Source organism: Gloeocapsa sp. PCC 7428, from assembly GCF_000317555.1.
GTDB lineage: Bacteria > Cyanobacteriota > Cyanobacteriia > Cyanobacteriales > Chroococcidiopsidaceae > Chroogloeocystis.
The window spans coordinates 2,367,228-2,393,616 of sequence record NC_019745.1; the positions used below are offsets into that span (position 1 = coordinate 2,367,228).

The 26,389-nt window shown below is 44.9% G+C and carries 27 protein-coding genes and 5 pseudogenes; 22 read left to right on the plus strand and 10 right to left on the minus strand.

The features are described 5' to 3' along the window. Nucleotides 1-4 precede the first annotated feature (4 nt). The 9 genes and pseudogenes from GLO7428_RS10340 (at nucleotide 5) to GLO7428_RS10370 (ending at nucleotide 9,247) form a co-directional block, all read left to right on the plus strand. Nucleotides 5-2,509 carry a PAS domain-containing protein gene (locus tag GLO7428_RS10340; RefSeq protein ID WP_015188503.1) on the plus strand — a complete coding sequence of 835 codons (2,505 nt, stop codon included), beginning with the start codon at nucleotides 5-7 and terminating at the stop codon, nucleotides 2,507-2,509. A gap of 51 nt (nucleotides 2,510-2,560) precedes the next feature. Then, the gene (locus GLO7428_RS28400; RefSeq protein ID WP_015188504.1) at nucleotides 2,561-6,001 is read left to right on the plus strand and encodes a response regulator; all 3,441 of its coding nucleotides are present in this window, start codon (nucleotides 2,561-2,563) and stop codon (nucleotides 5,999-6,001) included. Nucleotides 6,002-6,010: 9 nt separating this feature from the next. Beyond that, nucleotides 6,011-6,490, plus strand: a complete 480-nt coding sequence (locus GLO7428_RS10350) for a primosomal protein (protein ID WP_196797486.1) — start codon at nucleotides 6,011-6,013, stop codon at nucleotides 6,488-6,490. Between the two features lie 215 nt (nucleotides 6,491-6,705). Beyond that, nucleotides 6,706-6,855, plus strand: a complete 150-nt coding sequence (locus tag GLO7428_RS28405) for a hypothetical protein (protein ID WP_015188506.1) — start codon at nucleotides 6,706-6,708, stop codon at nucleotides 6,853-6,855. Between the two features lie 126 nt (nucleotides 6,856-6,981). Beyond that, nucleotides 6,982-7,140: a hypothetical protein gene (locus tag GLO7428_RS28410; protein WP_196797487.1), complete on the plus strand. Its 159-nt coding sequence runs from the start codon at nucleotides 6,982-6,984 to the stop codon at nucleotides 7,138-7,140. A 447-nt stretch (nucleotides 7,141-7,587) separates the two neighbouring features. Next, nucleotides 7,588-7,869, plus strand: a complete 282-nt coding sequence (locus GLO7428_RS28960; RefSeq protein WP_231295576.1) for a hypothetical protein — start codon at nucleotides 7,588-7,590, stop codon at nucleotides 7,867-7,869. 46 nt (nucleotides 7,870-7,915) lie between these two features. After that, nucleotides 7,916-8,221: pseudogene (locus tag GLO7428_RS28965) on the plus strand (tyrosine-type recombinase/integrase); the annotation flags it as partial. 123 nt (nucleotides 8,222-8,344) lie between these two features. Continuing rightward, a complete protein-coding gene (locus tag GLO7428_RS10365; RefSeq protein ID WP_041918591.1) occupies nucleotides 8,345-8,821 on the plus strand; it encodes a DUF4158 domain-containing protein in 477 nt (158 codons plus the stop codon). Between the two features lie 135 nt (nucleotides 8,822-8,956). After that, nucleotides 8,957-9,247, plus strand: coding sequence for a hypothetical protein (locus GLO7428_RS10370; protein ID WP_041918592.1), 291 nt, complete (start codon nucleotides 8,957-8,959; stop codon nucleotides 9,245-9,247). Here GLO7428_RS10370 and GLO7428_RS10375 read toward each other — a convergent pair. Beyond that, nucleotides 9,226-10,232 (minus strand): ISKra4 family transposase gene (locus tag GLO7428_RS10375; RefSeq protein ID WP_369792529.1). Its coding sequence is split into 2 segments (ribosomal slippage): nucleotides 9,226-10,130 and nucleotides 10,130-10,232, totalling 1,008 coding nucleotides; the frame shifts between segments, so codons are not numbered across the junction. The genes GLO7428_RS10370 and GLO7428_RS10375 overlap by 22 nt on opposite strands. 117 nt (nucleotides 10,233-10,349) lie before the next feature. Beyond that, nucleotides 10,350-10,830 (minus strand): annotated as a pseudogene (locus GLO7428_RS28970) (IS1 family transposase); the annotation flags it as partial. Nucleotides 10,831-10,973: 143 nt separating this feature from the next. Here GLO7428_RS28970 and GLO7428_RS10390 point away from each other — a divergent pair. From GLO7428_RS10390 to GLO7428_RS10415, 8 genes and pseudogenes are all read left to right on the plus strand, one after another. Then, nucleotides 10,974-11,530 (plus strand): annotated as a pseudogene (locus GLO7428_RS10390) (IS630 family transposase); the annotation flags it as partial. Nucleotides 11,531-11,570: 40 nt separating this feature from the next. Then, a pseudogene (locus GLO7428_RS29715) lies at nucleotides 11,571-11,960 on the plus strand (protelomerase family protein). Then, nucleotides 11,951-12,745: a hypothetical protein gene (locus GLO7428_RS10400; RefSeq protein WP_015188507.1), complete on the plus strand. Its 795-nt coding sequence runs from the start codon at nucleotides 11,951-11,953 to the stop codon at nucleotides 12,743-12,745. Before GLO7428_RS29715 ends, GLO7428_RS10400 begins: the two are co-directional and overlap by 10 nt. Nucleotides 12,746-12,774: 29 nt before the next feature. After that, nucleotides 12,775-12,927, plus strand: coding sequence for a hypothetical protein (locus GLO7428_RS28975; protein WP_231295620.1), 153 nt, complete (start codon nucleotides 12,775-12,777; stop codon nucleotides 12,925-12,927). A 348-nt stretch (nucleotides 12,928-13,275) separates the two neighbouring features. Next, nucleotides 13,276-15,330 (plus strand): serine hydrolase, encoded by a 2,055-nt coding sequence (locus GLO7428_RS10405; protein WP_015188508.1) that lies wholly within the window; start codon nucleotides 13,276-13,278, stop codon nucleotides 15,328-15,330. A gap of 146 nt (nucleotides 15,331-15,476) precedes the next feature. After that, a pseudogene (locus GLO7428_RS10410) lies at nucleotides 15,477-16,160 on the plus strand (TIGR02587 family membrane protein). Nucleotides 16,161-16,173: 13 nt separating this feature from the next. Next, entirely contained in the window at nucleotides 16,174-16,248 is a 75-nt protein-coding gene (locus GLO7428_RS29435) for a DUF2391 family protein (protein WP_255348387.1), read from the plus strand. Beyond that, nucleotides 16,245-16,694, plus strand: coding sequence for a TIGR02588 family protein (locus tag GLO7428_RS10415; protein WP_015188509.1), 450 nt, complete (start codon nucleotides 16,245-16,247; stop codon nucleotides 16,692-16,694). Before GLO7428_RS29435 ends, GLO7428_RS10415 begins: the two co-directional genes overlap by 4 nt. A gap of 168 nt (nucleotides 16,695-16,862) precedes the next feature. On the opposite strand, the gene GLO7428_RS10420 is transcribed toward GLO7428_RS10415, so the two are convergent. The 3 genes from GLO7428_RS10420 to GLO7428_RS10430 all read right to left on the minus strand — a co-directional run bounded on the left by GLO7428_RS10420 (nucleotide 16,863) and on the right by GLO7428_RS10430 (nucleotide 18,864). Further along, nucleotides 16,863-17,081, minus strand: coding sequence for a WGxxGxxG family protein (locus tag GLO7428_RS10420; RefSeq protein WP_015188510.1), 219 nt, complete (start codon nucleotides 17,079-17,081; stop codon nucleotides 16,863-16,865). Between the two features lie 104 nt (nucleotides 17,082-17,185). Further along, entirely contained in the window at nucleotides 17,186-17,482 is a 297-nt protein-coding gene (locus GLO7428_RS10425; protein ID WP_015188511.1) for a WGxxGxxG family protein, read from the minus strand. Nucleotides 17,483-17,838: 356 nt separating this feature from the next. Beyond that, nucleotides 17,839-18,864, minus strand: coding sequence for an AI-2E family transporter (locus GLO7428_RS10430; RefSeq protein ID WP_015188512.1), 1,026 nt, complete (start codon nucleotides 18,862-18,864; stop codon nucleotides 17,839-17,841). A gap of 213 nt (nucleotides 18,865-19,077) precedes the next feature. Between GLO7428_RS10430 and GLO7428_RS10435 the strand changes: the two genes are divergently transcribed. Beyond that, nucleotides 19,078-20,028 carry an amidohydrolase family protein gene (locus GLO7428_RS10435; protein WP_015188513.1) on the plus strand — a complete coding sequence of 317 codons (951 nt, stop codon included), beginning with the start codon at nucleotides 19,078-19,080 and terminating at the stop codon, nucleotides 20,026-20,028. 27 nt (nucleotides 20,029-20,055) lie between these two features. On the opposite strand, the gene GLO7428_RS28425 is transcribed toward GLO7428_RS10435, so the two are convergent. Further along, nucleotides 20,056-20,394 (minus strand): hypothetical protein, encoded by a 339-nt coding sequence (locus tag GLO7428_RS28425; RefSeq protein ID WP_015188514.1) that lies wholly within the window; start codon nucleotides 20,392-20,394, stop codon nucleotides 20,056-20,058. A 21-nt stretch (nucleotides 20,395-20,415) separates the two neighbouring features. Continuing rightward, nucleotides 20,416-20,946: a hypothetical protein gene (locus GLO7428_RS10440; RefSeq protein WP_015188515.1), complete on the minus strand. Its 531-nt coding sequence runs from the start codon at nucleotides 20,944-20,946 to the stop codon at nucleotides 20,416-20,418. Between GLO7428_RS10440 and GLO7428_RS27810 the strand changes: the two genes are divergently transcribed. Continuing rightward, nucleotides 20,935-21,087 carry a hypothetical protein gene (locus tag GLO7428_RS27810; RefSeq protein ID WP_155823679.1) on the plus strand — a complete coding sequence of 51 codons (153 nt, stop codon included), beginning with the start codon at nucleotides 20,935-20,937 and terminating at the stop codon, nucleotides 21,085-21,087. The two genes, GLO7428_RS10440 and GLO7428_RS27810, sit on opposite strands and share 12 nt — an antisense overlap. A gap of 344 nt (nucleotides 21,088-21,431) precedes the next feature. Here the strand turns inward: GLO7428_RS27810 and GLO7428_RS10445 are convergent, their stop codons facing one another. Next, nucleotides 21,432-22,505 (minus strand): response regulator, encoded by a 1,074-nt coding sequence (locus GLO7428_RS10445; protein ID WP_015188516.1) that lies wholly within the window; start codon nucleotides 22,503-22,505, stop codon nucleotides 21,432-21,434. 167 nt (nucleotides 22,506-22,672) lie between these two features. Then, a complete protein-coding gene (locus tag GLO7428_RS10450; RefSeq protein ID WP_015188517.1) occupies nucleotides 22,673-24,790 on the minus strand; it encodes an ATP-binding protein in 2,118 nt (705 codons plus the stop codon). Between the two features lie 229 nt (nucleotides 24,791-25,019). On the opposite strand from GLO7428_RS10450, the gene GLO7428_RS27815 reads away from it, so the two are divergent. The 3 genes from GLO7428_RS27815 to GLO7428_RS28985 all read left to right on the plus strand — a co-directional run bounded on the left by GLO7428_RS27815 (nucleotide 25,020) and on the right by GLO7428_RS28985 (nucleotide 26,295). After that, nucleotides 25,020-25,205 carry a hypothetical protein gene (locus GLO7428_RS27815; protein ID WP_015188518.1) on the plus strand — a complete coding sequence of 62 codons (186 nt, stop codon included), beginning with the start codon at nucleotides 25,020-25,022 and terminating at the stop codon, nucleotides 25,203-25,205. Nucleotides 25,206-25,223: 18 nt separating this feature from the next. Beyond that, nucleotides 25,224-25,592, plus strand: a complete 369-nt coding sequence (locus tag GLO7428_RS10455; RefSeq protein ID WP_015188519.1) for a response regulator — start codon at nucleotides 25,224-25,226, stop codon at nucleotides 25,590-25,592. A 532-nt stretch (nucleotides 25,593-26,124) separates the two neighbouring features. Beyond that, the gene (locus GLO7428_RS28985) at nucleotides 26,125-26,295 is read left to right on the plus strand and encodes an alcohol dehydrogenase catalytic domain-containing protein (RefSeq protein WP_231295577.1); all 171 of its coding nucleotides are present in this window, start codon (nucleotides 26,125-26,127) and stop codon (nucleotides 26,293-26,295) included. Here GLO7428_RS28985 and GLO7428_RS29445 read toward each other — a convergent pair. Further along, entirely contained in the window at nucleotides 26,267-26,389 is a 123-nt protein-coding gene (locus GLO7428_RS29445; RefSeq protein WP_339366811.1) for a DJ-1/PfpI family protein, read from the minus strand. The genes GLO7428_RS28985 and GLO7428_RS29445 overlap by 29 nt on opposite strands.

Genomic DNA, 26,389 nt, shown 5'->3' on the forward strand with positions numbered 1-26,389 from the left:
ACTCATGACCCAACGATCGCCAGACCCTACTCCTATCACCCCGCCCATTCCAGCCAATGAAGCCGAACGGTTAGCGGCGCTGCATCGCTATCAAATTCTCGATACGCCCCCCGAAGCTGCGTTCGATCGGATTACGTCCCTCGCCGCCCGGTTGTTCAATGCGCCGATCGCGTTGGTGTCTCTGCTCGATGAATCGAGAGCGTGGTTCAAGTCTGGCTATGGTTTTGAACCACGCGAAGTTGAACGAAACGACACGATTTGCAGCTTTGCAGTTTTGTCGGACGATGTTTTAGTGGCACTCGATACCCAGCAAGATCCTCGGTTTAGCTGCAATCCATTTGTGCAAAGTGATCCGGGAGTGCGGTGCTATATTGGTGCACCTTTAATCACGCATGATGGCTTTAATTTAGGCACTCTTTGTCTGTTAGACACTCAACCCCGTGAAGCGTTCAGCCTTGAGCAGCAAGCGATGCTGGTAGATTTAGCCGCGATCGTGGTTGATGAACTAGAGCTACGATTAGCAGCGCGTCAAGTGGCTCAACAAGAATTGGCGCAGCGAGAAAGTGAAGCGCAACTCCAGCGGGCACTTCAGATCGGCAAAATGGGCACCTGGGATTGGAATTTGCCAACTAACAAGATTATTTGGTCAGCAGGACATTTCACCCTATTAGGACTACAGCCCGACCAGTGTGAGCCTGGCTATGAAGTCTGGTTGAATAGTCTTCATCCAGAAGATCGAGAAGGCGCTGAAGCAGCCCTGCAACGGGCAATGACAGAACAAACGGAGTACCGACACGAATACCGCACGGTTTGGCAGGATGGCTCAATTCATTGGGTCGAAGCCAGGGGGAGCTTCTCCTACAATGCGTCAGGACAGCCCGATCGTATGGTCGGTGTGCTGGTTGATATCACCGAACGTAAACAAGCCGAAGCTGACTTACGCGAGAGTGAAGCTCGTTATCGTCTCCTGGCTGAAGCGATTCCGCAATTCGTCTGGATTACCAACCCTGACGGACAAAATGAATATGTCAATCAGCAGTTCTGCGATTACACTGGGCTAACCCCACAACAAATGCGTGGCTTAGATTGGCTTTCGATTATTCACCCAGATGATTTAGCAATGACCCGCGATCGCTGGTTGGCGGCGGTTAAAACAGGACTATTCTATGAAATTGAGTATCGCTTTCGTCGCGCCGATGGCACCTACCGCTGGTTCTTAGGACAGGGTCTTCCGCTTAAAGATGAGCAAGGTCGGGTGCTGAAATGGTTTGGCACCTGCACCGACATTGAACCGCAGAAACAAATTGAGCGATCGCGGCTGCATCTGCTTGAACAGGAACAGGCTGCCCGCGCCTCGGCTGAACAAGCCAACCGCATCAAAGACGAGTTTCTAGCCGTGCTATCGCATGAGTTACGCACGCCGTTGAATCCAATTTTGGGTTGGTCTCGAATGCTTCGCAGCGGCAACCTGGATGCAGCAAAGACGGCTCATGCCTTGGAAACGATCGAGCGCAACGCCAAACTGCAAACCCAGCTAATTGAGGACTTGCTCGATGTCTCGCGCATCCTGCAAGGAAAATTTAGCCTTAATCGGGTTCCCGTCGATGTGGCAGCTACGATCTCAGCCGCTCTGGAAACGGTAAGACTCGCCGCTGAAGCCAAGTCGATTCAAATTCAAACAAACCTAGATACCAGTGTTGGTCAGGTTGTAGGCGATACGGCTCGGCTTCAGCAAGTGGTCTGGAATTTGCTCTCTAATGCGGTGAAGTTTACGCCGCAGGGTGGACAGATTGAGGTCGAGCTAAAGCAAATCGGCTCCCAAGCACAAATCACCGTTCGCGATACGGGCAAGGGGATCGTACCTGAGTTCCTGCCCCATGTGTTTGAATATTTCCGTCAAGCTGATGGTGCGACCACTCGCAGGTTTGGGGGGCTAGGTTTAGGGCTGGCGATCGTTCATCATCTGGTCGAACTGCATGGTGGCACGGTGCAAGCCGACAGCCCCGGTGAGGGGCAGGGCGCAACGTTTACCGTCAGGCTGCCGTTGATGCAAGTCGCAACGCTTCTGCGCGATGAAGCTCATGTACCCGTCTCAATGGTGGACGATTCACCTTTAACGGGCATTCAAATTCTTGTGGTGGATGATGAAGCCGATTCGCGGGAGTTCGTCGCGTTTGTGCTGGAGCAAGCAGGTGCAGTTGTCAACAGCGTTTCATCTGGAACTGAAGCGCTTCAAACCATCACTCAAGCGACTCCTGATCTCGTCGTCAGTGACATCGGAATGCCGGAGATGGATGGCTACATGTTGCTCCAGCAGATTCGATCGCAGGAATCAGGCAAGCAAGTTCCTGCGATCGCGCTGACTGCCTATGCCGGAGAATATGACCGACAGCAGGCTCTCCAAGCGGGATTTCACCAGCACTTGAGCAAACCGATCGAACCGAATGAGTTAATCGAATCAATCGTTAACTTAAAGAGAAAGGCAACCAGGCTTGAACCAATGAGCTGAGAACAAAACAGCACGGTTTGCAGGTCAGGCTAAACCTCAGCAGGAGACGCAATGATGACACCCCTTCAGTTTCTCTTGCTCGAAGACCAACCCCTCGATGCAGAACGAATTCGAGCCGCGTTGATGGATAGCAGCATTAACCATGAACTCTTGCAAGTAGACACTCGTGCTGACTTTGTAACGGCACTAGAAGCTCAGCCATTTAACCTGATTTTGGCAGCTTATCCGCTCCTCGATTTTGATGGCATCGCTGCCTTAGAAATTGCTCATCACCGATGCCCTGAAACGCCATTCATTTTTGTCTCTGCCAGCTTGGGAGAAGAGTTGGCGATCGACGCTCTGAAAGCGGGAGCCAGCAATTATGTGCTGAAGCAACGATTAGAACGGTTAGTGCCAGCGGTGCAGCGGGCATTGCGAGAAGCACAGGAACAGCAGGAACGCAAACGCTCCGAGCAGTTGCTGATTGAGCAGAAGCAACTTTTGGAAACAATTGCAACCGGACAACCGTTAGACGATTGCCTTGCTGCGGTCTGTGCCTCGCTGTCTCGCCTGACTGACCAGGTTCGCGCCTGCTTTTTGCTGACCGATGCTCAGTGTTCCACCTTCCCCCGTTCGGTCACGCCCGATTTGCCGCCCTCGTTTGGGCAGGGGCTAAAAGATGCCCCAATTAACGACCTGTACATTGGAACCTGCGGTGAGGCAGTGTATCGCGGACAGCCGATTACCTGTGTTGATATTGCCAACGACGATCGCTGGTCACAGGAATGGCGATCGCTCTGTCTCGCGCATGGCATTTTGGCGTGCCATTCCAGACCTGTAATGGGGATCAAGGGTTTGCCGCTCGGTTCACTGATGCTGTGTTTTGATACAGTACGAATGCCGACTAACTGGGAATATCAGCTTGCTGAATTTGGCACTCAAGTTGCCAGCATTGCGTTTGAGCGCGAACACTCCGTGCAGCAAAGCTACCGCGTCAGCCTTGCCCTGCATGAGAGCCGCGTTGCACTGGAACAGCAGGCACAGAAGTTTGATGCAACGCTTTCGACCATCGCTGACTATGTGTTTAGTTTTGACCGCAACGGGCGGTTTCTCTATGCCAATCAGGTGTTGCTGGATTTGTGGGGGCTAACCGCAGCCGAGGCGATCGGTAAAACAATGGCGGACCTGAATTATCCTCCGACCGTAGAGCAGCAAATCTTAAACGACATGCGACGAGTATTTGAAACCGGAGAAACCATTCGCAACGAAACCAGCTACATCAATCCTGCCGGGGTCAATGGCTACTTTGAATACATTCTCAGTCCCGTCTTTGCTGCGAATGGCGCGGTAGAATCGGTCTCTGGTTCTTCTCGCAACATCACCGATCGCAAAGTTGCCGAGGAAGCCATGCGCTTAAGTGAAGAGCGCTATCGCCTCCTGACTTCAATTCTCACCTCGATTGTGTGGACGGTTGACCCAGAAGGAGCGTTTGTGTCTCCCCAACCCGAATGGGAGGCATACACTGGGCAAACCTGGGAGGAACATCAGGGATTTGGCTGGGTACAGGCACTCCATCCAGACGATCGAGAGCCGCTACTGGCACGCTGGCTTCAGGCAAAGCAGCAGCAAACGCTCTACTATTCCGAGGGGCGGATGTGGCACGCTGCCAGCCGCGAATATCGCTACTTTGAAGCGCGAGGAGTGCCCTTGTTCAACCCAGATGGCTCAGTGCGTGAATGGATTGGGAATGTGAGCGATATCCACGATCGCAAACAAGCGGAACTGGCACTGCAAGAATCCAAAGCAAGACTGGCAGTAGAACTTGCGGATACCCAGCAGCTTCAGTCCATCAGCAGCCAGTTAATTCAGGAAGACAATATCACCCTTTTGTATGAGCAAATTCTCGATGCCAGTATCGCAATCATGCACTCAGATATGGGCAGCGTGCAACTGCTTTATCCAGAACGAAATGAACTGCAACTGCTGGCATGGCGAGGACTTGACCCGGCATCAGCGGCATTTTGGCAATGGGTGCGCCTAGATTCGAGCAGCACTTGCGGTGTGGCGCTCCTTTCTGGAGCGCGGGTCGTGGTGCCCGATGTCGAAACCTGCGAGTTTATGGCTGACACAGAAGATCTAGCATTTTATCAGCTTTCTGGGATTCGTGCCGTGCAGTCTACCCCCTTGCTGTCGCGCAGCGGTCGCATCGTGGGGATGATTTCCAACCACTGGACTGAGGTACACCAGCCTTCCGAGCGTGAATTGCGGCTGCTCGATGTCATTGCAAGACAGGTCGCCGACCTGATTGATCGGAAATCTGCTGAAGCCGAACGCGAGCAGCTTTTGCAGCGGGAGCAAGCAGCACGGGAAGCCGCAGAGCGAGCCAATCGTGTCAAGGATGAATTTTTGGCTGTCCTGTCCCATGAACTACGATCGCCCCTTAACCCGATTCTGGGCTGGACCCGCCTGCTGCAAAACGGCAAACTGGACGAAGCCCGCCGAACAGAAGCCCTGAAGACGATCGAACGCAACGCCAAACTACAAACCCAACTGATCGAAGACCTGCTCGACATCTCCCGCATTATGCAGGGCAAGCTGTCCTTAACAGCGGCTCCCACGAGTTTGGCCGTTGTGATTTCTGCTGCCATTGAAACGGTGCGATTGGCAGCAGAAGCCAAGAACATTCAAATCACGCTTGACCTTGATCCCCAAATTGCCTCCATCTCTGGGGATGCCGCTCGCTTGCAGCAGGTCGTATGGAACTTGCTCACCAATGCCGTCAAGTTCACGCCTAATGGCGGACAGGTGACGGTTGAACTACGGCAATTGGATCACCTGGCTCAGATTCGCGTAATCGATACGGGCAAAGGCATCAACCCCCAGTTCTTGCCCCATGTCTTTGAGTATTTTCGGCAGGAAGATGGCTCAACCACCCGCAAGTTTGGTGGGTTGGGGCTGGGACTAGCGATCGTGCGCCAAATTGTCGAACTGCATGGCGGCACCGTTTGGGCAGAGAGCCGGGGTGAGAATCAGGGCGCAACCTTCATCGTGCAATTGCCATTATTGCGGAATCGGGAATCAGGAGCAGGGAGTAGGGAAAGCAAGGTCGATTCTCCACTCTCCACTCCTCACTTCCCACTCACAGGATTGCAGATTCTACTGGTAGACGATGAGCCAGATACCCGTGAGTTTCAAGCGTTTCTATTGGAACAAAGCGGGGCAAAAGTGACAGTGGTTGCTTCTGGCTTGGAGGCACTACAATCGCTGGATCAGTTCATTCCCGATGCGATTGTCAGTGATATTGGTATGGCAGACATGGATGGTTATATGCTGATGCAGCAGATTCGCTCTCGCCCTCCAAGCCAGGGTGGACAAGTTCCGGCGATCGCCCTGACTGCCTATGCTAGAGACTTTGACCAGCAAAAAGCGCGTCAGGTAGGTTTCCAGACGCACATCACAAAACCTGTGGAGCCAGAAGCGTTGGTGGAAGCGATCGCAAGTCTCTTACGGTAGCCTGGTCCTTTGAAAGAACTGCGGAATTTGATGTTCAAAGAATACGGTGTAAAGCTGCAACTCCGAGATGCTCGCGTCTCGACCAAGATCGGGCACGCCACGCGCGAAAAACTTGGACTCGATATTGCCGCTCAAGTGAAAAAGAAGGGTGGTAACAAAAAGTTCGATTGGCAGCGATGGAATACAAAGGTGTTCCCACGATTATTCGGGCAACCAGATGCATTGAAGTACTCACCGGAAGTGGTGGCGATCGTCATGAGCTTGCTGTATGACACCATTCGTACTGACCCAGAGCAAGCTGTTGCAGACCTGGTGGAATTCAATCGGGCATCACTGGAGCGCCGCAACTCATTCCAAGCAGAGCAGGATGACGATCTGGATGATTTGGATGATGAGCTTGACGATGATCTCGATGACGAAGCCAGCGACGAATTGGATGATGACCTCGATGAAGAGTTAGACGAGGATCTGGAGGAGGATGACGAATAGTACCCATTCTGCCTTGCTCACTGCCTAATTGCTTACTCTGCATTAGTTGAACTGATGCAGGGTTCTTTTTTCCCCGCCCACCTCCCTGACTCATTGAAGCGGAGGACAGCAACAACTGTAGAGGAAGTGAATCTCAACTTGAATGAGGAAGGCATCTGTCGATGCGATCGCGGTGAGAAATCCAACTCATCAATAAAGGAGCAATTCTAATTCTCATGGTTACTGCAACTGCAACACGCAAATCTGCAAAAACCACTGTACGCAAGGCACCGAAGCACACACCTGCTTTACAGCGGGTCATTCCCTATCAGGAGAAGGTTCGCCTGATGGTGATTGAAGTGCTACGGGAGGAGTCTGGACGGTAACTGGCAGCATCCGCTCGTTTCAACGGGCAGGAGTTCGATTGGGAACAGCACAATGCTCAGTTTCGCCAAGACTACGCCGAAACCTCACTCCGCGATCTGCTGACCTCCGCTCGCAAACTTTACGGATTGCAAAATCTGGATGAAGTGCGCGATCGCCGTGCAGCCCACAAAGCAACCCGCACAGGGCGCTTGAATGCGCTAAACGGCTTGAGTACAACAGATGACGTGGATACGGATGAGGAGTTTGAAGTTGATCTGGAAGAAGATATCAACCTAGATGACTAATTCTTGGACAGCTTCCGCAGCTTAACAGCGAACTCCGGCGGTGAGTCGGGGTACTTCATTTCCCACCCACCCTCACCCTGCCGAAAGTTAAGGCATGGTTCTAGCTGCTGAAGTTTTCATTTTCAACTAGAACTAGATCTAAAGGCTCAGCGAGTAGTGCGATCGCCTGCTCTAAGGCTCCTTCCGCAATCTGAAGCTGTGTTTGGAGTTGGTGTAATTGGCATAGAGCCGAGAACCCTGCAAAAACGGAAATAGAGGCTGAAATCGCTTGTTATATAAAGGTTTCACCTTTTTAATGCTCTATTTAAACCAAACATAAGAAACTTACAAGCAGACACAGCATAGTACAGAGTTACTAATTAATACAGTCAGGACTCAAATACCAACTGATGAGTGAAAGTAGGTAATACCAGACAAAACGACATTGATTTTTCAGGGGTTCTGGGTATGACTGTAAAGATACCCCAACTATCGAAAGTTGGTAAAACCCACTCTTCACCACTTCAATCTCCTAACTCTCGCAAGTATGCCGCAGTCAGAACAAGAGAATACCTGTTGGAAAAAGAAATTGAGGCAATGCGAGATGCACTCAAGAAGGCTGGTGGTCGCCATGCTCATCGGGACTCGACTTTAATCTTATTGATTTACCGTCACGGACTACGAATGGCAGAAGCAACTGTACTGCGATGCGAGCAAATAGACGCTTTGTGGTGGCAATCTCCACGTTAAGCGAGTAAAGAGGGGAACTCCTTCCACACATCCACTCTATGGTGATGAAATTCGCTCTGTGCGTAAACTCCAGCGTGATTATCCAACTTCTGCTTATAGTTTCCAGTCATCTCGTCAAGGGTCATTGGCGAAAGATACAATCGCTGGAATTATCGAGCGAGCTGGGGAATTAGCTTTGTTGCCATTTCCAGTTCATGCTCATATGTTACGCCATGCTTGTGGGTACGCTCTGGCTGCTAAAGGAGTAGACACCCGTACCATTCAAGGTTATTTAGGACACAATAATATTCAACATACAGTCCGCTATACAGAACTATCACCAGTACGATTTAAGGGGTTGTGGGATGAATAGCAGCGTCACCAAGATAAATTAATTGTCTGTCAGAAAAAAAGATAAAATACTGTGCCGTTCACGATTGAGGGATGAACCAAGTTTGGGTAGTCCTCAGAATTTCCAGTGTTAAATTTGACCTAAATGACCTTAATTGACCGTACAGCTTACCCAAGATTTAAACAATATCCCTCAGCGAAAGAACTAACTGAACTTTATCCCCCTACACTGGAAGAGCTTAAATTTGTCAAATCTCGTGTTCGTAGCCATGAAGGTTTACTTTGCTTCATGGTAATGTTGAAATCGTTTGAGAGACTGGGATATTTTCCGCATCCAGAAAATGTACCTATCACGATTATTAAACATATAAGGTCATATTTAAAATTACGTGATTGGGTGAGAGCTATTCCCACAGACTGCCAAAAGCGTAATTATCAACAAGTAATTCGAGAATATTTGGGTGTCAAGTCTTATGATAAAGCTGCCCAAAAATTGATAGCTGTTGTTGTTAGTTCTGCCGCAGAAGTTAAAGACCATCCGGCTGACTTAATCAACATTGCAATTGAAGAATTGGTTAAAGAACGATATGAGTTACCAACATTCAATTCCCTAGACCGCTGAGTTAGCCATGTCCGTTCCATTACAAACAATCGATTATTTCACCGAGTATCTCAGAGTCTATCTGGTGATGAACAAGCTTATTTAGACCAATTATTATTAGCGGAAACATCTGAATCAATTGCCACATTAAATTTATTGAAATCCCCACCTAAAAGTGTCAAACTGAGCCAGATTAAACAACTGCAAACCAAGTTTAACCAGTTGATGACCTTTGGTGATGCTAAACGCTTGTTATCAAGTATTGCTCCGGCTAAAGTGAAATATTTAGCAACACACGCTAGGGCTTTAGATATATCAGAATTTCAAGATATTAAACTGTCTAAACGCCGTACATTGCTGTTGTGCTTGCTATATGAAGCCCAGGCCAAAACGGGTGCATGTCACCTGCTTGAGAGGAAAATAGGTTATAACTGGTTGTTGAGATAAGCACAACGATGAGCTAGAACGTTTGGAACATGCTCCGTCTTCCACCGTGCTCCTGAAATTTTCAGCCGACGATCAATTTGTTTAACTGTTGATTCAACGGCTCCAGAACCAATCGAGCAAATGCCTTGCGCTTGCAAATAATCATAGTTGATAATGCGATGGTGATGCTTTCGTAAATACTGGCAAAAACAGTGAGCTTGATGGTGTTGGCAACTTTCAAACAATGCCAGAGTTTCATCGACTTTTCCCTGCCAGAGCAAAGAACGAGCCTGCGCTAAACGCTGGAGTGACCCGCCAACCTTCTCCAGGTTTTCCATCAAGTGATACCAATCCAGAATTTCACGACGCTCTACTTCACCCTTCATCTGGTTAAACAAATTCCAAATGCCATCATGTCCATCTCCTAAACAGGTCACAACAGCAGAGAAGGTTTGTTCATTGAGCCACTCCAATAGGGCAGGATTATCATCGAGCCATGCCCCATGAATCTTCTCAGGAGATAGATGCACCGCTTTGTACTGTTTCCATTGTGGCTCCTCCCCTGGTTCTACAATTAATCGCACCGTTCCGCCGTCGATGCTCACTTCCTCTACCACTTCTTCTAATGGGGGAGATTCAAACGACTGACGCTGTACGAGTCGTTGTTGTGTTTTTGCACTCACCCGCATTCCAGTAAACAGTTCAATATCGTCAGCCGTGTGCTGATACGACACATTCGCACTAACACGTAAACAACATCTCTCCAACATCGGACTGATTTGAGTGCCTGCTTTGACCTGTAAGCGTTCAGCCTGTCGGTTGGTAATGCACAGCGTTCCTAAAATGCTCTTTAGCGTTCGCGGGTATCCTTCAGTTGTTGCAGTCGTTGTTGCAATAAAAAAACACCCAGTTGCGGCAACACCAGTTCCTGAGTTTGTTGGCGAATGGCTTGCTCAATCCCTTCTAATGTTTGTAACTGCTCAGCAGGGGTATTGCGATACAAAATTTAAGCAATGGTATCAATGCTTTGTTGCAGTTGCGCTTGATCTTCTGGGGTCATAAGACAGGTGGGACAATAGGCTTCCCTCCTAGCCTAGTTTTTCTCTCAAGAAGGTGACACACACCTATAAACGACTGGCAATGAATCCCACAATCCTGGGGCACCATCTTGGCTGCGATCGCCGACATATACGCCAACAATTTCTCGCGTTTGGACATCCAAAGCTAGCCAAATCCACTGCTTATTACCCTTGTTACCCACAAATGACCACATCTCATCACACTGAATGGTTAAGCGTCCCTTTTTTTAGCCCGTACTTCCACTTGACGGGGCACATTCTGGTATTTCTGATTGACGTAACTCTGAAGCCAAAGCTCTGAAACGTCTGCTACTCTGGCAATACCCGCTAACAGAATCTTCTCCAACAGGAGTTTATCAATCAGGGTTTTAGTTGCTTCTCATCAATGATTTTGTTTTGAGGGTCTTGCACAAACTGTCTACCGCACTCACGACACTTAAAGTTCTGTTTGCCGTTATGGATTCTACCATTTTTGACGATGCGAGTTGACTGACAGGTAGGGCAGCTAGGCTGAGAATCAGACATGGGGCTTCTAGGCTAACTATTTCTCTTCCATCCTTACATCTTTAGGACTACCCACACCTTCTAGACATACCCAGTTTCCCAGTTGTAGCCAAGCTCCACAGTACTGTCACTCCACCACCAATTATAGTACTACTTGGAGTCAGTCGAAAAAAAAGACCTACGGCGTGAGCGTGAACGAGACGACGTGAAACGAGCGGAGTTTGTCGAACGAATGCAGACCAAGTTACCGGAGCAGCTCATCTATGTCGATGAGGCAGGAATTGACAACCGAGACGAGTATGCTTACGGCTACTGCGAAATTGGACAGCGATTCTCTGCTCAAAAGTCGGGCAAACGTAGGGAAAGAGTCAGTTGGATTGCTGCGCTCAAGCAGAAAACGCTGTTCGCCCCGATGACCTTTGCCGGCTCATGCAACCGAGACTTGTTTGAGACGTGGTTTCAAGCTTGCTTGCTGCCGCAACTCCGTCCGGGCGATGTGATTGTCATCGATAATGCGAGCTTTCACCGCTCTGAGGTGATTGAAGAACTTGCGGCAGAAATCGACTGCGAAATTTGGTATCTCCCACCCTATTCGCCAGACTTGAATGCAATCGAGAACTGGTGGTTTGTGCTGAAAAACTGGCAACGATGGGAGGACTTTGACACCTTTCGGGATTGTGTCGATGCTGCCTTCAGCTACTGTCCTAACGTAGCTTCGTAGGGCTATAGAGGGCATCGAGCGGTTTCGCACGCTGCCTGCCATCGAACAATTAGAGGGAGTTGATAGCAAAGACCCAAGAATGCGAGTACTCAATACTCGGATTGATCGAGAGGTGAAGTGCTTGTTTTAGGACAGCGGTATCGTGCCCGTATTGGCTGGCAAGAAGACTGTTTCAATTCACCGGCTCAGAGGTGTGTATGGCGCGATCGCGATTTATTTCTTCTGCCTTCCCACTAAGCACGCGCATCGATTTCTCCAGCACTATCTCGGACACGTACTTGACCAGCAGCAGGCTGCTCCCAATAGCATCGCAACTAGTCATTACTTCCACTACCGATTAGTCAACGAGCAGGGCCAACCCTTAGAAGGTCAGGGAGTGCTACTGGATGCGAATGCGCTACCTTCCCTAAATCAGGTGAAGTGCAACTAGAGCCAACGCAGCCACTACCTCAAGCGGAATCAATAGCACCACTAGAGGCTGTAGAGTCAGTGCCACCAGCTCAGCCTGTACAGGTCGAACCAGGGCCAACCAAGCTTACCTCTCAATCACCCTCTAAAGCTACTCCCCATGAGAGCGAACCGGCGATCGCCTCATCTAATGATTCAACGTCTAGCGATGCGGCTCTACCGCCACGCCAACATAGTTTATTGCAAATTTTCAAGGACGAGCATGACCGTTGGCTTAAGGTGTTAGATGCACTTTGCCCTGAGTGTAACAACCAGCAGGAGAAGACCTCGGCGCTGCTGCAATGGGTTGAAGCACAGCTGGGTGGCGCTACTGAAGCCTCACCAGCGACTGACGCAGCTATACCAGAGCCAGAGATGGTTGAAGCCAAATCTCGCGCTTCAATAGCTACTGAAGAAATCACTCAACAGAACTCCATGCACCAAGCTCGGTCTTCTGCAGTGGCAGACAGCGCGATCGTGACGGTTGTCGTAGACCAAGCTCGAACTTTGAGTTGGCTCACGGGGAGAATTGAATCGCTGGAAGCTGAACTTGCTACAGTCAAGCAACAACGTAAACAAGCGATCGCTACGCTAGAGCAGTCGAGCCAGTTTCAGCAGGAGATTGAACACCTTACAGCTGAGAATCGGCAGTTTCAGCAAGCTGCGGCACGATTTGAGGCGGCAAGAGCGGCGCTCTTAGGTAGCGATCGCCCTACACTGAACGTCGCGAGCGCGAGTTTCTCTACCTCGAAGAAGTTGATGCGCTAATTGCTGCCACCGAGGCAACGCGCAACCCGATTAGAAATCAAGCTCTGGTGCTGTTGTTGTTCTGCCAAGCCTTACAACCCGTCGAATTGTGCTGGCTCCTCTGGCGCGACTTAAACTTTGCCGAAAACACTGTGCGTGTGGCTCGCAACCGCACTCAACCCACGCGCTACCAAACCCAGTAGGTCTGAGAAAGAAGAAATAGTGGCTAAGAGCATTCTTTTGGATTAATTTTAAGCTTATAGTTTACCATATATAGTCGGAATAAAGTTGCAATCCTTAGAGGATTCTTGGAATCTTTTTACTATATGCTTGTTTAAACTAAAATTCAGTCACCAAGTGGTAGCTTGACTTGGTAAAGTTATTAATTCCTCCACCACTTCTCCACTATTTGGATTTATCTTTCTAGATAAATCTAGTGTAATTATTAATTTGAATTGGTCGAATATCCTTTTCCTTCTTAAAGGAAGAATAATGGTAAGAGAAAAAGCTATTCGTACTACAAGAACTGACACAGTTGGTCAACCAAAGAAATGTTGTTTCAGAAACAAAACCAAGCTTTCAAAAAACGCAAGTATGCTTATAGGTTAATTTCTTGGATAGTTTTAGCTACTTTATTTCTCTCATTATCTGTGCTACCGAGTTGGGCGCGAAATACTCCAGCCGATATACAGGTTATTGACCGCCAATCGGAGCAGCCGATTACTGAACCAGTGAAACCTGTACCTGTGGCTCCTAGCGCGCCTGGATTAAATGATCCACAAGAATTTGAAGCATTTATAGACAATTTCTTTAAAGAAGAAATGTCGAAGTCTCACATTCCTGGCGGAGTCGTTTCTGTAGTCAAAGATGGCAAGATCTTTTTTGCTAAAGGTTATGGTTACGCCAACGTAGAAAAGAAAATCCCAGTTGAAGCCGATAAAACGCTGTTTCGCGTTGCCTCGCTTTCCAAACTCTTTACCGCTACAGCAGCAATGCAGTTATACGAGCGAGGATTGCTGCAATTAAATGGTGAGGTTAACAATTACCTTACCAATTTCCAACTAGAAAATCCTTATCCCGAACCAGTTAAAGTTGCTCAACTAATGACGCATACGGACGGCACTTCTCAAAGGCGGATTGGACTTGCGGCTCGCACCGCAGAGGAGATGCAGCCATTAGGAGACTACCTAGCTGACCAAATGCCACCTGTCGTCTGGTTTCCAGGCAAACTCTACAACTATTCCAGTCATAGCAGTGCGTTGTTAGGTTATTTCGTACAAAAGATTTCCGGTCTTCCCGTCAGTCAATATATCGACAAAAACATCTTTCAACCGCTGAATATGCCCCGCAGCACCTTTGTTCAGCCACCGCCACCACCTCTCACAGAGGATTTAGCTGTGGGCTATCAGTATCAAAACGGTAACTTTAAATCTGTTCCCTACCTGTATCTCAACATTGCCCCAGCGGCTTCGATGCAAACAACTGCTATAGATATGGCTCACTTTGCGATCGCTCACTTGCAACTCGGTCGCTATGAAAATGCACGTATCCTAGAGCCAGATACCGTCCGGTTGATGCATCAAACGCACTTTACCCAGCATCCTCTATTACCTGGGACTGCTTACGAATTTCACGAGCGGTTGGAAAATGGCATTAGATCGCTCACGCACTTAGGTAGCTTGCGAGGATATTCTAGCTCTCTTACCCTGCTGCCCGACCGAAACATTGGTATCTTTACTGCAACCAACAGTTTCGCTGGGATACATGGAAAATTACTATCTCAATTTTTTGATCGCTATTTTCCTGTAGCTCAACCACGTACACCTAAGCAACCCATTTCCCTCACTCAGGAGCAACTGAATCGGTTTACTGGGATCTACCGTGACTTGGAGTATCCCCGCGATACCTTTGCTAAAATGAGCGCGCCATTTAAGCATATCAAGATTGAGAAAGCTGACAACGGCACTTTGCAGGTTCGTACTCCTAGCCTATTTTTTCTAGGAAATGCTCCCAAGATCCGGTTAATACCTGTGGAACCGTTGTTATTCCAGCGAGTCAATGACGAGGCTTTCACTGGTTTTGGCGAGGACAGCAGCGGTCGAATTGCATTTGCGTTTAATCCACTGTGGCCCGTTATCGGAACCTTCGAGCGAATTCATTGGTATGAAAGGGTCTGGGTACAATTAGGAGTTGTTGGCTTTTGTGCTGTAGTCTTTCTATCAGCTGCGCTAATTTATCCGATCGCGCCTTTAATTCGACATTTGCGCGGTAAGCGGTTTCAAGGACGACAGTTGCGTTGGGCTTGGATACTTGCAGGCTTGAGCGGTACTTTGAATCTAGTTTTTTTGATTGGCTTTCCCGTATCAATTTGGCTGTATGGCTTTTGGCGGCTGGTGTATGGCGTACCTACTGTGACGATCGCTTTTCTCTGCATTCCCCTGCTTACCACTGCATTGACGCTAGGGTTGTTTGTCTTTACCGCTTTGGCTTGGAAAAATCAATATTGGTCTTTTGTAAAGCGATCGCATTATTCTTTGATTACCCTAGCTGCGTTGGTTTTTATTCCCTTTCTTGCCTACTGGAATTTATTGGGATTTCAGTTTTAGCAATTGGCGCTCTGTAGTTGGCACAAGAATATATGACAAATAATACAGCAAAGCGTCCGCAACAAAAAATCTGGTTAAGTGAGTGCGATGATTTAATGCGGGGTGCATCAGGTGGTTTTCTATTTGGAATTCCGCTGCTGTACACGATGGAAGTTTGGCAGATTGGTTCTACGGCTGAACCGTCAGAAATGTTAGTGATTCTAGCAGTCACATTCGTCATTATTTTTCTGATCAATCGCACTGCTAGTTTTCGCAAAAGTCAGGGTGACTCACCCCTACAAGCCGCAATGGATAGTGTGGAAGCAATCTCAATTGGGCTTATTTGCTCAGCAGGAATATTGATTCTCCTGCGGAGGATAACTTTAGAAATCACGCTGAATGCAGCATTGGGCAAAACGATTTTTGAAAGCGTTCCGTTTGCGATCGGTGTAGTTGTAGCGAACTAATTTATCAGTGGTGAACGTAAAGATAAAAGCGGTTCCAAACAGGACAAGGCAAAACAACAAAACCAAGATCAGCTAAATGCTACTATCGCTGATTTGGGTGCTACTTTAATCGGTGCTTTATTTATTGCATTTAACATTGCGCCTACGGATGAAATTCCTATGCTGTCGTCTGCAATTTCCGCACCTTGGTTGCTAGCGATCATGGTTGGCTCATTGTTAATGTCTTACGGTATTGTGTTTGAAGCAGGTTTTGTCAATCAACAAAAGCGTCAACAACAGCGAGGTTTGTTTCAGCAGCCCTGGAGTGAAACGATCGCCTGTTACTTAGTTTCTATAGTAGCCTCAGTTTTGATGCTGTACTTTTTTTCACCAACTCCGCTTTAACGATTCTTGGTTCATGTGGTTAAGTTACACTATACTACTAAGTTTACCATCGACAATTGGTGGCGCAGCTGGACGGTTAGCAATATGACTGAAGGACAGCAATCCCCTGATCGAGAGCAGCAAAAGCGATCGCTGGCTGAGTGGGTATCGTTTGGTATTGCTTCATTCATCTTGGCGGCGATCGCAGGTTTAGTAATTTATGAATGGCTAGTGCAAGATAACCGCCCTCCCGTGATTTCTGTCAGACATACTGGAAACACTCGCCAAGTTCAAGACCAATTTTATATTCCTTTTGCTGTTACCAATACTGGCGGACAAGCCGCTGATGCAGTGCAAGCTGTTGCCCAATTGCGGGTTAATGGTGTAGTTGAGGTAACTGGCGATCAACAGATTAGTTATTTATCCAAAGGTGAAACTAAAAAAGGAGCTTTTGTATTTAATCGCAACCCAAATCAAGGTAAACTCATCTTGCGAGTTACAAGCTATCAGCAACCTTATTTCGAGCGCACAAGAGCAATAGAGAGAAAGCCTTAGTCTACCAAGATAAGGCTTTCTTTCAAGAACTAACATATGAAATTTACGACCTTGCTTCGATGATTTTCATCAGACTATGAGCATCACTTTACTACTGAAATGAATCTGAGATAATCTTTGTAGCCTAATAAAAGCTAGATTATGCTCTTGAGAATCAGTTGCTTCAATTCAGCGATTGCCTTTTTTACCACTTAAACCAAATAAACCAACCAAGCCAACTAAACCAATCCAACCCCAATCGAAATCATTATCTCTTTCAGCCACAACTCCAACCCCTGGACGTGGTGCCACAGTCTCAACTGGCTCTGTAGTGCAAGCAGGTAAAACCATAACACTTGCACCTAAAATAACAAGACCAACTGTTTGAATTAGACGAGAACGTTTCATAACCAAAGCACCCCTATTTCCTCAATTTTTAATTGCTCTAAAAACTCTCAAAGTGAGTATAAATTGAAGTCTTGTTTCTTTATTTGAGAAACGCCAGTGGTTGATTATTCCCTATAGTTATTGCGGACTGGCTCAGGCTCTTGATAGGCAGTTGCATCGCTGCGACGACCTTTACTCTTACCAGCTAAACCAGCTAAACCAGCTAAACCAATTAATCCCAACCAACCCCAGTCAAAATCATTATCTTCATATACTCCTTCGCGCTCGTATACTCCCGCTCCAACTCCAGGCTCTACTGCTTGGGCTGAGGTAGGTAGAGTTAACGGTATAGCTGCTGTAGATATTGCTAGCAAGCTAACACCAACTAGTTTAATCAACTTATTACTTTTGGTTGGTTCCATGACTTCTATTTTTTACTAAGATTTTAGCTTGACTTATTAACATTAATCTATCAATAATGACTCTAGCTAAAATCAATCTTAAGTAATAGAAAATCTCTTATATTTATTTTTGAATTTAATATAAGCGACTACATCAATGTAACGTTTTTTAATCCAAATAAATGACTAATCTTTAAAAAAAACAAATATTCAATTTATATACTGAATTATTTTATATTTTAAGTTAATATTAAAAGTATAACTTATAATACTTTGTGTTTTCTGCTCTTGTTTTATTTTTGCAAACACAAGTAATTGTATATATATTTATGCAAATATATTAATGCAATTAATATTAATTAGGTAAACAGTTTTAATTATTTTGTTTCCTGCCATTTATTCATAATATCCTTGACCAAAACTTCTTTGAACCATATTTGTACTACAATTAATAGCGGAATTGCCAGAAATAAACCTAAAAAACCAAACAAGCTAGCAAAAACTACGACTGCTAAGATAGTAAATACTGGCATCAGATCCACTTCTTGCTTCATAATGAAAGGAACTAAAACTAAACTTTCAAACTGTTGAATTGCAATATAAAGTAATATAACTGCTCCTGCCTTCCAAGGAGCATCAAGCAGCGCAAGAAGCATTGGTGGAATGACGCTCAAAGTTGGTCCTACATTGGGAATGAATTCTAATAATCCAGCTATTGCAGCATTGACCAAAGGTAGCGGTACTCCCAAAACTGACAGTCCAATAAAAGAAACTAAACCGATAACGACCATTGCGATGAGAGTACCTTTAATCCAACCAACTAAAGATTCTTCAGTTTCAGATAAGATTTCATTAACTCTGCGTCGATAAAAAGCAGGAAAAGCAAGAATAAAGACTCGTCGGTATTGAGAAGGGTTAGCTAATAGCATGATTGTTAGAACTAAGAACAATAATACGCTCAAAATAGCGGTAAGCGAGTTATTGAGGAAGACAAAAAAATTGCCTAACAACCTTGCTATCCATGTTTGAAGCTGTTGTGGAATATTTTCTAAAACACGGAATTCAAACATTGTTCCTGGAATTCTAGATTGTAACCAATTCACCCAAGTATCAATTCTGGCTGATACTTGAGGTAGGACTCCAATCAGTTGTTGCAATTGATCGATAATACGCGGCACAATAACTGCAAAAAATCCAACAATGAGTGATAGTAAAATGACAACTGTAATTGCGATCGCAATTCCACGCTTGATATGATATTGCTGTATTTGTCGCACAATTCGGTTTAAAGCTGTTGCTAAGACTACAGCCGCAAACAACAATAAAACAACTTGCCGAATTTGCCACAGAATATAGAGAGAAATCACAAAAACAAGCAAGCCGAGCCATTGACCTAAGCGCACAATATTGCCTCCATATTTTGCTTTTTCAAGCAAGCGGCTGGTTCAGTTTTCATCTATTAAAGTAGAAAAAATCTACGTCTTGCGAAAGGTTTGAGTTTCCAAAAAATTAAATAAGCTATAGCAGAAAAACTGAAGATCTCATTGAGAACATTGATCTATTCTCTTTTTTACCTTGTTTCATCAATTCTAATTTTGATTTAAGCAATATCTCATATGTTTGACTCTCATAGCTGTAAATACAATATATTCGATGCCCACCTCCATGGTGTTAATTTTATTCAGCAGACTGATGGTTTTAATACTCTACTGCGAGAAATGGATAAAGCACGGGTAGAAAAATGCGTGGTTTTTGGTTTACCAGTGGTTAAACAATGGTCTGAATGGGAAAATGAGGAACCAACTTATTATCTTGCTGATGAGAGCCGTTGTTATTACTACTCGCTCACCGATGCAATTATTGCACGAGCATACATGGATTTGAATACCGAAGACCAAAACCGTATTATTCCTTTAATCTGTGGTTTTTCACCTGTCGATCGCTATGCAATTAAACATATTGAATGGATGGCAAGTTTGTATCCTGGCATTTTTAAAGGCATTGGTGAAATTTTGTGCAGGCACGATGATTTATCTAATCTAACCTACGGACAGCCAGCGCGAATTAATCATAAAGCTTTATTTCCTATTTTTGATTTTGCTGCTCAATATCAACTCTCTGTTTTAGTTCACCAAAATGCTACTTCAATCGGTCGTTCAAATCAGCTAACTTACACGGATGAAGTTATAGAGATGCTTGATCGCTTTCCTAATACAAGATTAGTATGGGCACATTGTGGTGTCTCAAGACGGGTAAAGATAGAAAAATTACATGAGGTCATCGATCGCTTATTGTGCAAATATAATAACCTCTATGTTGATTACTCTTGGTTAGTTTTTGATAATTATATTTGCCCCGATGGAAAGCCCGATCCAAATTGGATTGAAATGACAGAAAAACACAGCGATCGCATCTGTATAGGTTCAGATATCTTCGGTCACTTTGAAAGTTTAGCAGAAGGACTTGCACGGTATACGCCATTTCTCGATTGCCTCAGCAAAGAAACATGCGATCGCGTTTGTATGTTGAATGCTGAAAAGTTATATGCCTCGGCTCCTACTATTTAAAACTGAGATTTGTAGAAAAGCAATTTACTAAAGATGCTTATTAGTGCGAGGACAATAATCTGCACAATCAATAGCTTCTTTGGTGAGAACCGTGACTGGATTTACTGCACATCTAAGATACGGATTCATCGTAAAAAAATGGCAATGCATACAAGGAACTCGATTAATGTGACTTAAAAGATCAGTAGTAATATGGTTTTGTACTTTTTTATGCAATATCCCAAAAAAGATCAATGACCCAGCAGCAATGGCTAAGTAAATAGATAAAACACTCGGTGCAAATTCAGGAGTTTTTACTAAGTTTATATTTTCTCTATCTATCAGTCTTCCCTCGGGTTTTTCTAAAATTAAATTTGTTTTATCCAAAATTTCTTCTCCACGTTTGTGTTAGAAATTACGCAAACTGCCAAAGCAAGCATCACGATTCCTTTCAATCTGCTTGGCAGCTTGCAGGTTCGACCGCCATGCTCCGATAAAGAGAAATATCTCAAGCAAAAACAGCATGATGATACTGATAGAGAATAGGTCATAAACGCTCAGAAGATAGATAAAAATTCCCAAGAATAAAGGCAAAAGATACCATAGCCAAGCGAGTCTGAGCATACGAGCCTGCTTGGTCAGATGATGCTTCCATTTGTCCGGAAACCGATTTGGGGGAAATGCAGAAAGCTCCGATTTTAGGATATGCAGCTTCCACCAAATGATGGTAATGTCTAACAGTAGCGCGAAGATCACTATTCCACCACCAATGATTGAGAGCTTGTCTCCTCTTTGCAGAGAAATACTGTAAGCAATATCAAAAGCAAAGACAGCAATAAGAGCGCATGCAACAAGTGACTCACGGATATTTCGGCGCTGAGTACACTTTACAAACTTGGTAATTTTCTCTTCTAGTGATTGTGCTTGTTGGTTAAGCATATCTACCTCCTTACGAAAGACGGTAGCGAAGCTGACTTGTCAGATTGTGCAAAAGCAGGTTTAGAAGTTGTATTAGGACTTACAGCACCAACCAATACTCCAAAAATCAGTAAAATAGCACTTAAAGAAGACGATCGCTGAAATAAACTATCCATGCAGTGTTCGCTTTTATTATGTTTTAGCTAATTTTGCTTTATTCAAACTTTGATTAATGCAAAACCAAGCTCTAAAGATGTACAACTCAGCTTTTAGAGCATCAGTCACCAAATAAACTAGCTATATGCTGAAATTAAGCCTTAAGAGTGGAAAACTAGTGGAGGCTTTTGTCAAAGGTTTGCCTTGCAGCTTCCTTACCAGCACAAACATATTAGCTTTTAAAGCAAAAACCACAGTTAATAATTATTTATTGTCATCTATCTTTAAGGGTATATATCTTAACAAGAGAAGAGTTATATTTATCGTGCTTAAATATCTTTAGAATTTCGTTAACTGATAGATAGTTGACTCATAATTAACTTATCTGGGTTTTGTTTTGTTTCCTCTTCTAATGCTTCTAGAAGTTGACATAGCCGCAGACAGTGCGTGAAATTATTAATATTTTTAGCTTCTAACAAAAACTCAATTTCCTGAGCCAGTTGTGAGGCTTGAGCAAAACCAAAACTACCCAAAGCACCTGCTAGTTTATGTGCTTCTATAACAGCCTGCGATCGCAGTTGAAGACTCAGCGTATCAGAACATAAAGCTTCCACTGCTTGCTTTATCACTGCAAGGCGATCGCTCATTCCTGCGGTAAAAACTTCCTTGAACTTACTGACTGCTGACAAAATTTCTTTTTGCATCTCGTTCAAATCTGACGCTGCTGGTTCAGGTTGCGAATCTTGTAATAGTGGGTTCAGGCGATAGCCTAGACCGTAAATGGTTTCGATAAAATCACTAGGTGCACCTGCGGTCTTAAGTTTTTGACGCAAGCTTTTGATGTAAGACTTGATCGTATCTTCTTGCGGCGGATCTTCTAAATTCCACAAGCGATCGACAATCGCACTCCGACTAAATGTCCGCCGAGGGTCGCGGAGAAACAACGCTAATACCGCATACTCTTTTGGAGTTAAATGCAAAACTTGCTCTTTGTACGTCACTTCACAGCTACTTGGATCGAGGCGCAAGTCACCCCATTGCAACACTGGAGGTAGCGTAGAACATCCCCGACGTAACAAAGCACGGACGCGAGCAAACAATTCTGGAAAATCAAACGGTTTGACAACATAATCATCTGCACCAGCATCCAAACCTATGACTTTATCAGTGCTAGTGTCTTTTGCTGTTAGCATGAGAATTGGTATTTGCTCGCCTTTTTGTCTGAGTTGCCGACATAAACTCACGCCGTCTAGCTTGGGCAACATTACATCAAGCAAAATCAAATTGTAGTTGAATGCGACTGCTAGTTCCCAACCCTCTTGACCATCAGTGGCAATATCAACAAGACAATGCTGCTGTTGTGCAAGTGTTGCTGCAATAGTTTGAGCGATTGAACTATCGTCTTCAACTACAAGAATTTTCATAGCGACTGTCTACTTCTAGAAAAATTATCTCTAGGAACAAAAGCTTTCTAATTTAACTGAAAGATTTTTAGCTGCGGCAAACATCTATCAAAAGCAATGCCTTTTCTATCCCTATATGTGTGTTAGCCGATACTCAGAAGCATACAAAAGCAACGAAACGCTTTAATTTAGGACTTTCCAGCCATCCTCGCCAGGCTAGAAACGACGGCAATTAACTCAGCCGCCCTAATTGGTTTAGCAACGTGGAGTTGAAAGCCTGCTGCTAAAGCCTTTGTATAATCTTCTTCTCTAGCGTATCCTGTCAAAGCTACAGCAGGAATTGTTCCACCCATTTCTGGTTCCAATTCTCTAATTTTACGCATGAGCGCGTAGCCGTCTTCTCCTGGCATCCCAATATCACTAACTAACACATCTGGTCTTTGTTGCGCGAGTGCTGTAAGTGCCTCCGCGACGGAAGCAACAGCAATCACTTCTGCACCCGATTCATGAAGTACGATACTAATCCACTGCCGCGCATCAGGTTCATCATCTACAATTAGTACGCGCAAACCGTCAAGCCTTGGTGGATTATTAAATGTTTTAGTATTCTCCCCAACTACATAAGACTGCGATCGCTCTGGATTGGTGACGGTAAAATTTTCTGGTGGGAAAGTATTGTAATAAGGTAAGTTAATCGCGAACGTTGCACCTTGTCCGATGCCTGGGCTATCTACTTCAATGGTACCACCATGCAATTCAACGAGGTGACGCGCGATCGCTAAACCTAAACCCAACCCTTTATTTGCTCTGGCGCTCGTGCTATCTGCCTGACGAAAGCGATCAAAAACATAGGGGAGAAAGCCGCGATCAATACCTATACCTGTGTCGCTGACTTGGATTTGAAAAAATCTGGTAATTGCCGATGGGTAATTGGTAGTTGGTAGTTGGGTTGGTTGAATGTTGACAGTTAATTGTGAGGAGTCAGTGTTCTGTGGTGAACTATCGCCACTAACCATTAACAATCTGACTGTTACCTTTCCTCCTTGGGGTGTGAACTTAATCGCATTAGAAAGTAAGTTCCACACGACTTGTTGCAAGCGTTCTGAGTCACCCCATATTGATACAGGAGAAGCCGAATCAATAAAAGGTAAGCCGCTGGTTTCTTCTGACTTTTGCACAAACGTTAAATCAATTGCTTTCTCATTAGCTGCTGGTTGCACAACTTCGATGGCTGCGGCGATGACTTTCACTAAATCGACTTTATCGAAATTGAGTGCAAGATCTCCTCTGACAATGCGGGAAATATCAAGTAGATCTTCAATTAGTTGCATTTGCAAGTTAGCGTGGCGTTCAATTGTCTCCATTGCTAAAGCCGCTCGACTTTCATCGAGCATCCCTGATCGCAACATCCCCGCCCAACCAATAATTGCTGTCATTGGGGTACGCAGTTCGTGCGAGACTACTGCTAAAAAATCGTCCTTAGCACGGTTGGCGGCTTCTGCCTCCGCACGGGCGGCTTGTTCGCGCAGCAATAACTGTTCGCGTTCTTCCTCGGCGAGTTTGCGCTGAGTAATATCTTGCATAATTTTGGCAAAGCCCCGCAGATTTCCATTGTCATCGCGTAACGCGGTCACAATACAATGAGTCCAAAAGTGCGTACCATCCTTACGAATGTGCCAGCGATTTTCTCGCGAAAAACCTGTGGCGATCGCTCTTTGCAAAACTTGTTCTGGTAAGCCTTGCTGTATTGCCTCTGGCGTAAAAATCCGTTCAAAAGGCTGCCCAATAATTTCTGCTTCCTGATAGCCTAATATCCTTTCTGAACCGACGTTCCAAGTCGCAAAAATGCCGTTTGAGTCGAGCATAAAGATCGCATAGTCCGTCACTCCTTCTACTAAAATGCGATAGCGTTCTTCGCTGTGGCGCAAGCTTTCTTGGCTTTGACGTAGATGCTCATAATTACGTTGAGCTAGTTTTTGAGTCGAGCGCAGTCTTGTGTTAAGAGTGGTAATGAGTCCTGCTACGAGTACAAATTGGATTACCCCGCTGATTCCCTGTCGGGTAGGTAGCAGCGTATAAAGTGGAGGGACAAAAAAATATTCGCACAGCACAGCAGACAAAGCAGCAGCAAATAAACCTGACTTCATGCCTCCATACCAGGAACTCACCATCACCGCAGCGAGAAACAAGGGGTAAACATGAGGCTGAGTTAGTTGCCACACGAGTTTTGTTAACACAAAAGCGATCGCTACGGCAACAACGGCAACGCTGTAGCCCATATAGTGGAGGCGCATCGTTCTCAGCATATTCTACAGCTGGGGCTTACTTTTCTGCGTTAATATAACAAGTTTATCTTTCATTGTTTTCTGCCCGATTTTTCCACTTTTTCGCCTTATCTTAAAAACCGTAATAGTTCTCAATACTTAGGTTTTTCTCAAGTTTGACAGCATTAACCGCATGCTGTTTATATGACTTTAAATCTAACAACTTAATGACAGTCCTAACATAATTACCCTAATAAAACCATCAAAATTTATGCAAAACCCTCGCCCTAGCAACGTTATAATTCATATCGTGATGGCGATCGCTCTTCTATTTGCGCTTTTTGCAGTTGGCACACTCATTTATCAGATTTCTCGATTTACAGACACAGACGATGAGGAAGAATTAAGACTATATGAAAAACAACAAGCGATCGCATTTGTCAAGTTAATAAGTTAGAGCAGAAGGTATAACGCAATGGCAAAGAAGAGAATCTTAGTTATTGATGATGAAGATGATATTTTACAATTGATCCAAACTTGCCTAGAAATTATGGGCGGATGGCAGGTTCTAATTGCTCATTCGGGTCGTGAAGGCTTACACTTAGCCCAAGATCGTCAACCCGATGCAATTCTCTTAGATGTCATGATGGCAGATGAGGATGGGCTAACTACGTTAAAAAAACTTCAATCTAGTACAATCACTAATACTATTCCTGTTATTTTACTAACAGCTAAAGGACGCTTTATTAAGCAAAATTTTATTGAATTAGGTGTCAAAGGTATACTTAACAAACCATTTAATCCCTTAAAGCTTGCTGAACAAGTAGAAGCAGCTTTAAGTTAAAAAAAATATAGATTACAATCATATCTACATCTTACAATATGTAAGCTTAGTAAAGCAAAGGTTTAATTTTAAGATAAAAGATAATTTGCAGCGATACAAAGCAAAATTGAGATATAAAAAACGAGAATGATCGTTATTTGTATTTTAGAACGCATCTTGTTTAATTTTGATATCTCTCTTGAGGCAGATAATGAAGATATAAAGCGTAGCTAAGTTAGTGAATAATTACGAGTATTACGTAATTTTGCAAAGTTAGTTTGCGTTTGCAATATCTAATAGTTTTTTCCATTAGCTACCAATTGTAATTTGATAGAAGAGTATAAATCACCGAGCTTATATTAGCCATAAAAAATGATTGTGACTTTTTATTTTTTATTTAAATATTCACGTACACCTTTAAATTGCAACGTTCTATAGAAACTAACAAATCAATAGGAGTGTTGATAATGAAAGCAGTTGTTTTCATGGAATTGGAGATATTCGATTAGACGACGTACCAGAACCTAAAATTCAAGAGTCAACAGATGCGCTCGTGCGACTAACCTCATGTGCAATTTGGGGTACGGATCTGCACATGATTCGGGGAACATTTACAGGTATGAAACCTGGCACAATTTTGGGACATGAAAACATTGGCTCGAATGGGCGGAATTTCAAGGTAGGCGATCGCGTTGTCATTCCCTCAACAATTGCCTGCGGCTAATGTCTTGAGGGTTACGACTCGTTACTAGTCCTCGATCGACTACAACTTCCCGATCAACCCAAGTTACACCAGCGTTTCTCAAGTCAGTTTGCAA

Bases quoted from the DNA above. Each gene is read 5' to 3' on its own strand.
- GLO7428_RS10445 (WP_015188516.1), bottom strand. From the start codon at position 22,505: ATGAAAATTCTTGTAGTTGAAGACGATAGTTCAATCGCTCAAACTATT.
- GLO7428_RS10405 (WP_015188508.1), top strand. From the start codon at position 13,276: ATGTTGTTTCAGAAACAAAACCAAGCTTTCAAAAAACGCAAGTATGCT.
- GLO7428_RS28405 (WP_015188506.1), top strand. From the start codon at position 6,706: ATGGTTACTGCAACTGCAACACGCAAATCTGCAAAAACCACTGTACGC.
- GLO7428_RS10365 (WP_041918591.1), top strand. From the start codon at position 8,345: ATGACCTTAATTGACCGTACAGCTTACCCAAGATTTAAACAATATCCC.
- GLO7428_RS10450 (WP_015188517.1), bottom strand. From the start codon at position 24,790: ATGCTGAGAACGATGCGCCTCCACTATATGGGCTACAGCGTTGCCGTT.
- GLO7428_RS10440 (WP_015188515.1), bottom strand. From the start codon at position 20,946: ATGCTTAACCAACAAGCACAATCACTAGAAGAGAAAATTACCAAGTTT.
- GLO7428_RS28400 (WP_015188504.1), top strand. From the start codon at position 2,561: ATGATGACACCCCTTCAGTTTCTCTTGCTCGAAGACCAACCCCTCGAT.
- GLO7428_RS10435 (WP_015188513.1), top strand. From the start codon at position 19,078: ATGTTTGACTCTCATAGCTGTAAATACAATATATTCGATGCCCACCTC.
- GLO7428_RS10455 (WP_015188519.1), top strand. From the start codon at position 25,224: ATGGCAAAGAAGAGAATCTTAGTTATTGATGATGAAGATGATATTTTA.
- GLO7428_RS28960 (WP_231295576.1), top strand. From the start codon at position 7,588: ATGACTGTAAAGATACCCCAACTATCGAAAGTTGGTAAAACCCACTCT.
- GLO7428_RS10340 (WP_015188503.1), top strand. From the start codon at position 5: ATGACCCAACGATCGCCAGACCCTACTCCTATCACCCCGCCCATTCCA.
- GLO7428_RS10425 (WP_015188511.1), bottom strand. From the start codon at position 17,482: ATGGAACCAACCAAAAGTAATAAGTTGATTAAACTAGTTGGTGTTAGC.
- GLO7428_RS10415 (WP_015188509.1), top strand. From the start codon at position 16,245: ATGACTGAAGGACAGCAATCCCCTGATCGAGAGCAGCAAAAGCGATCG.
- GLO7428_RS10420 (WP_015188510.1), bottom strand. From the start codon at position 17,081: ATGAAACGTTCTCGTCTAATTCAAACAGTTGGTCTTGTTATTTTAGGT.
- GLO7428_RS27815 (WP_015188518.1), top strand. From the start codon at position 25,020: ATGCAAAACCCTCGCCCTAGCAACGTTATAATTCATATCGTGATGGCG.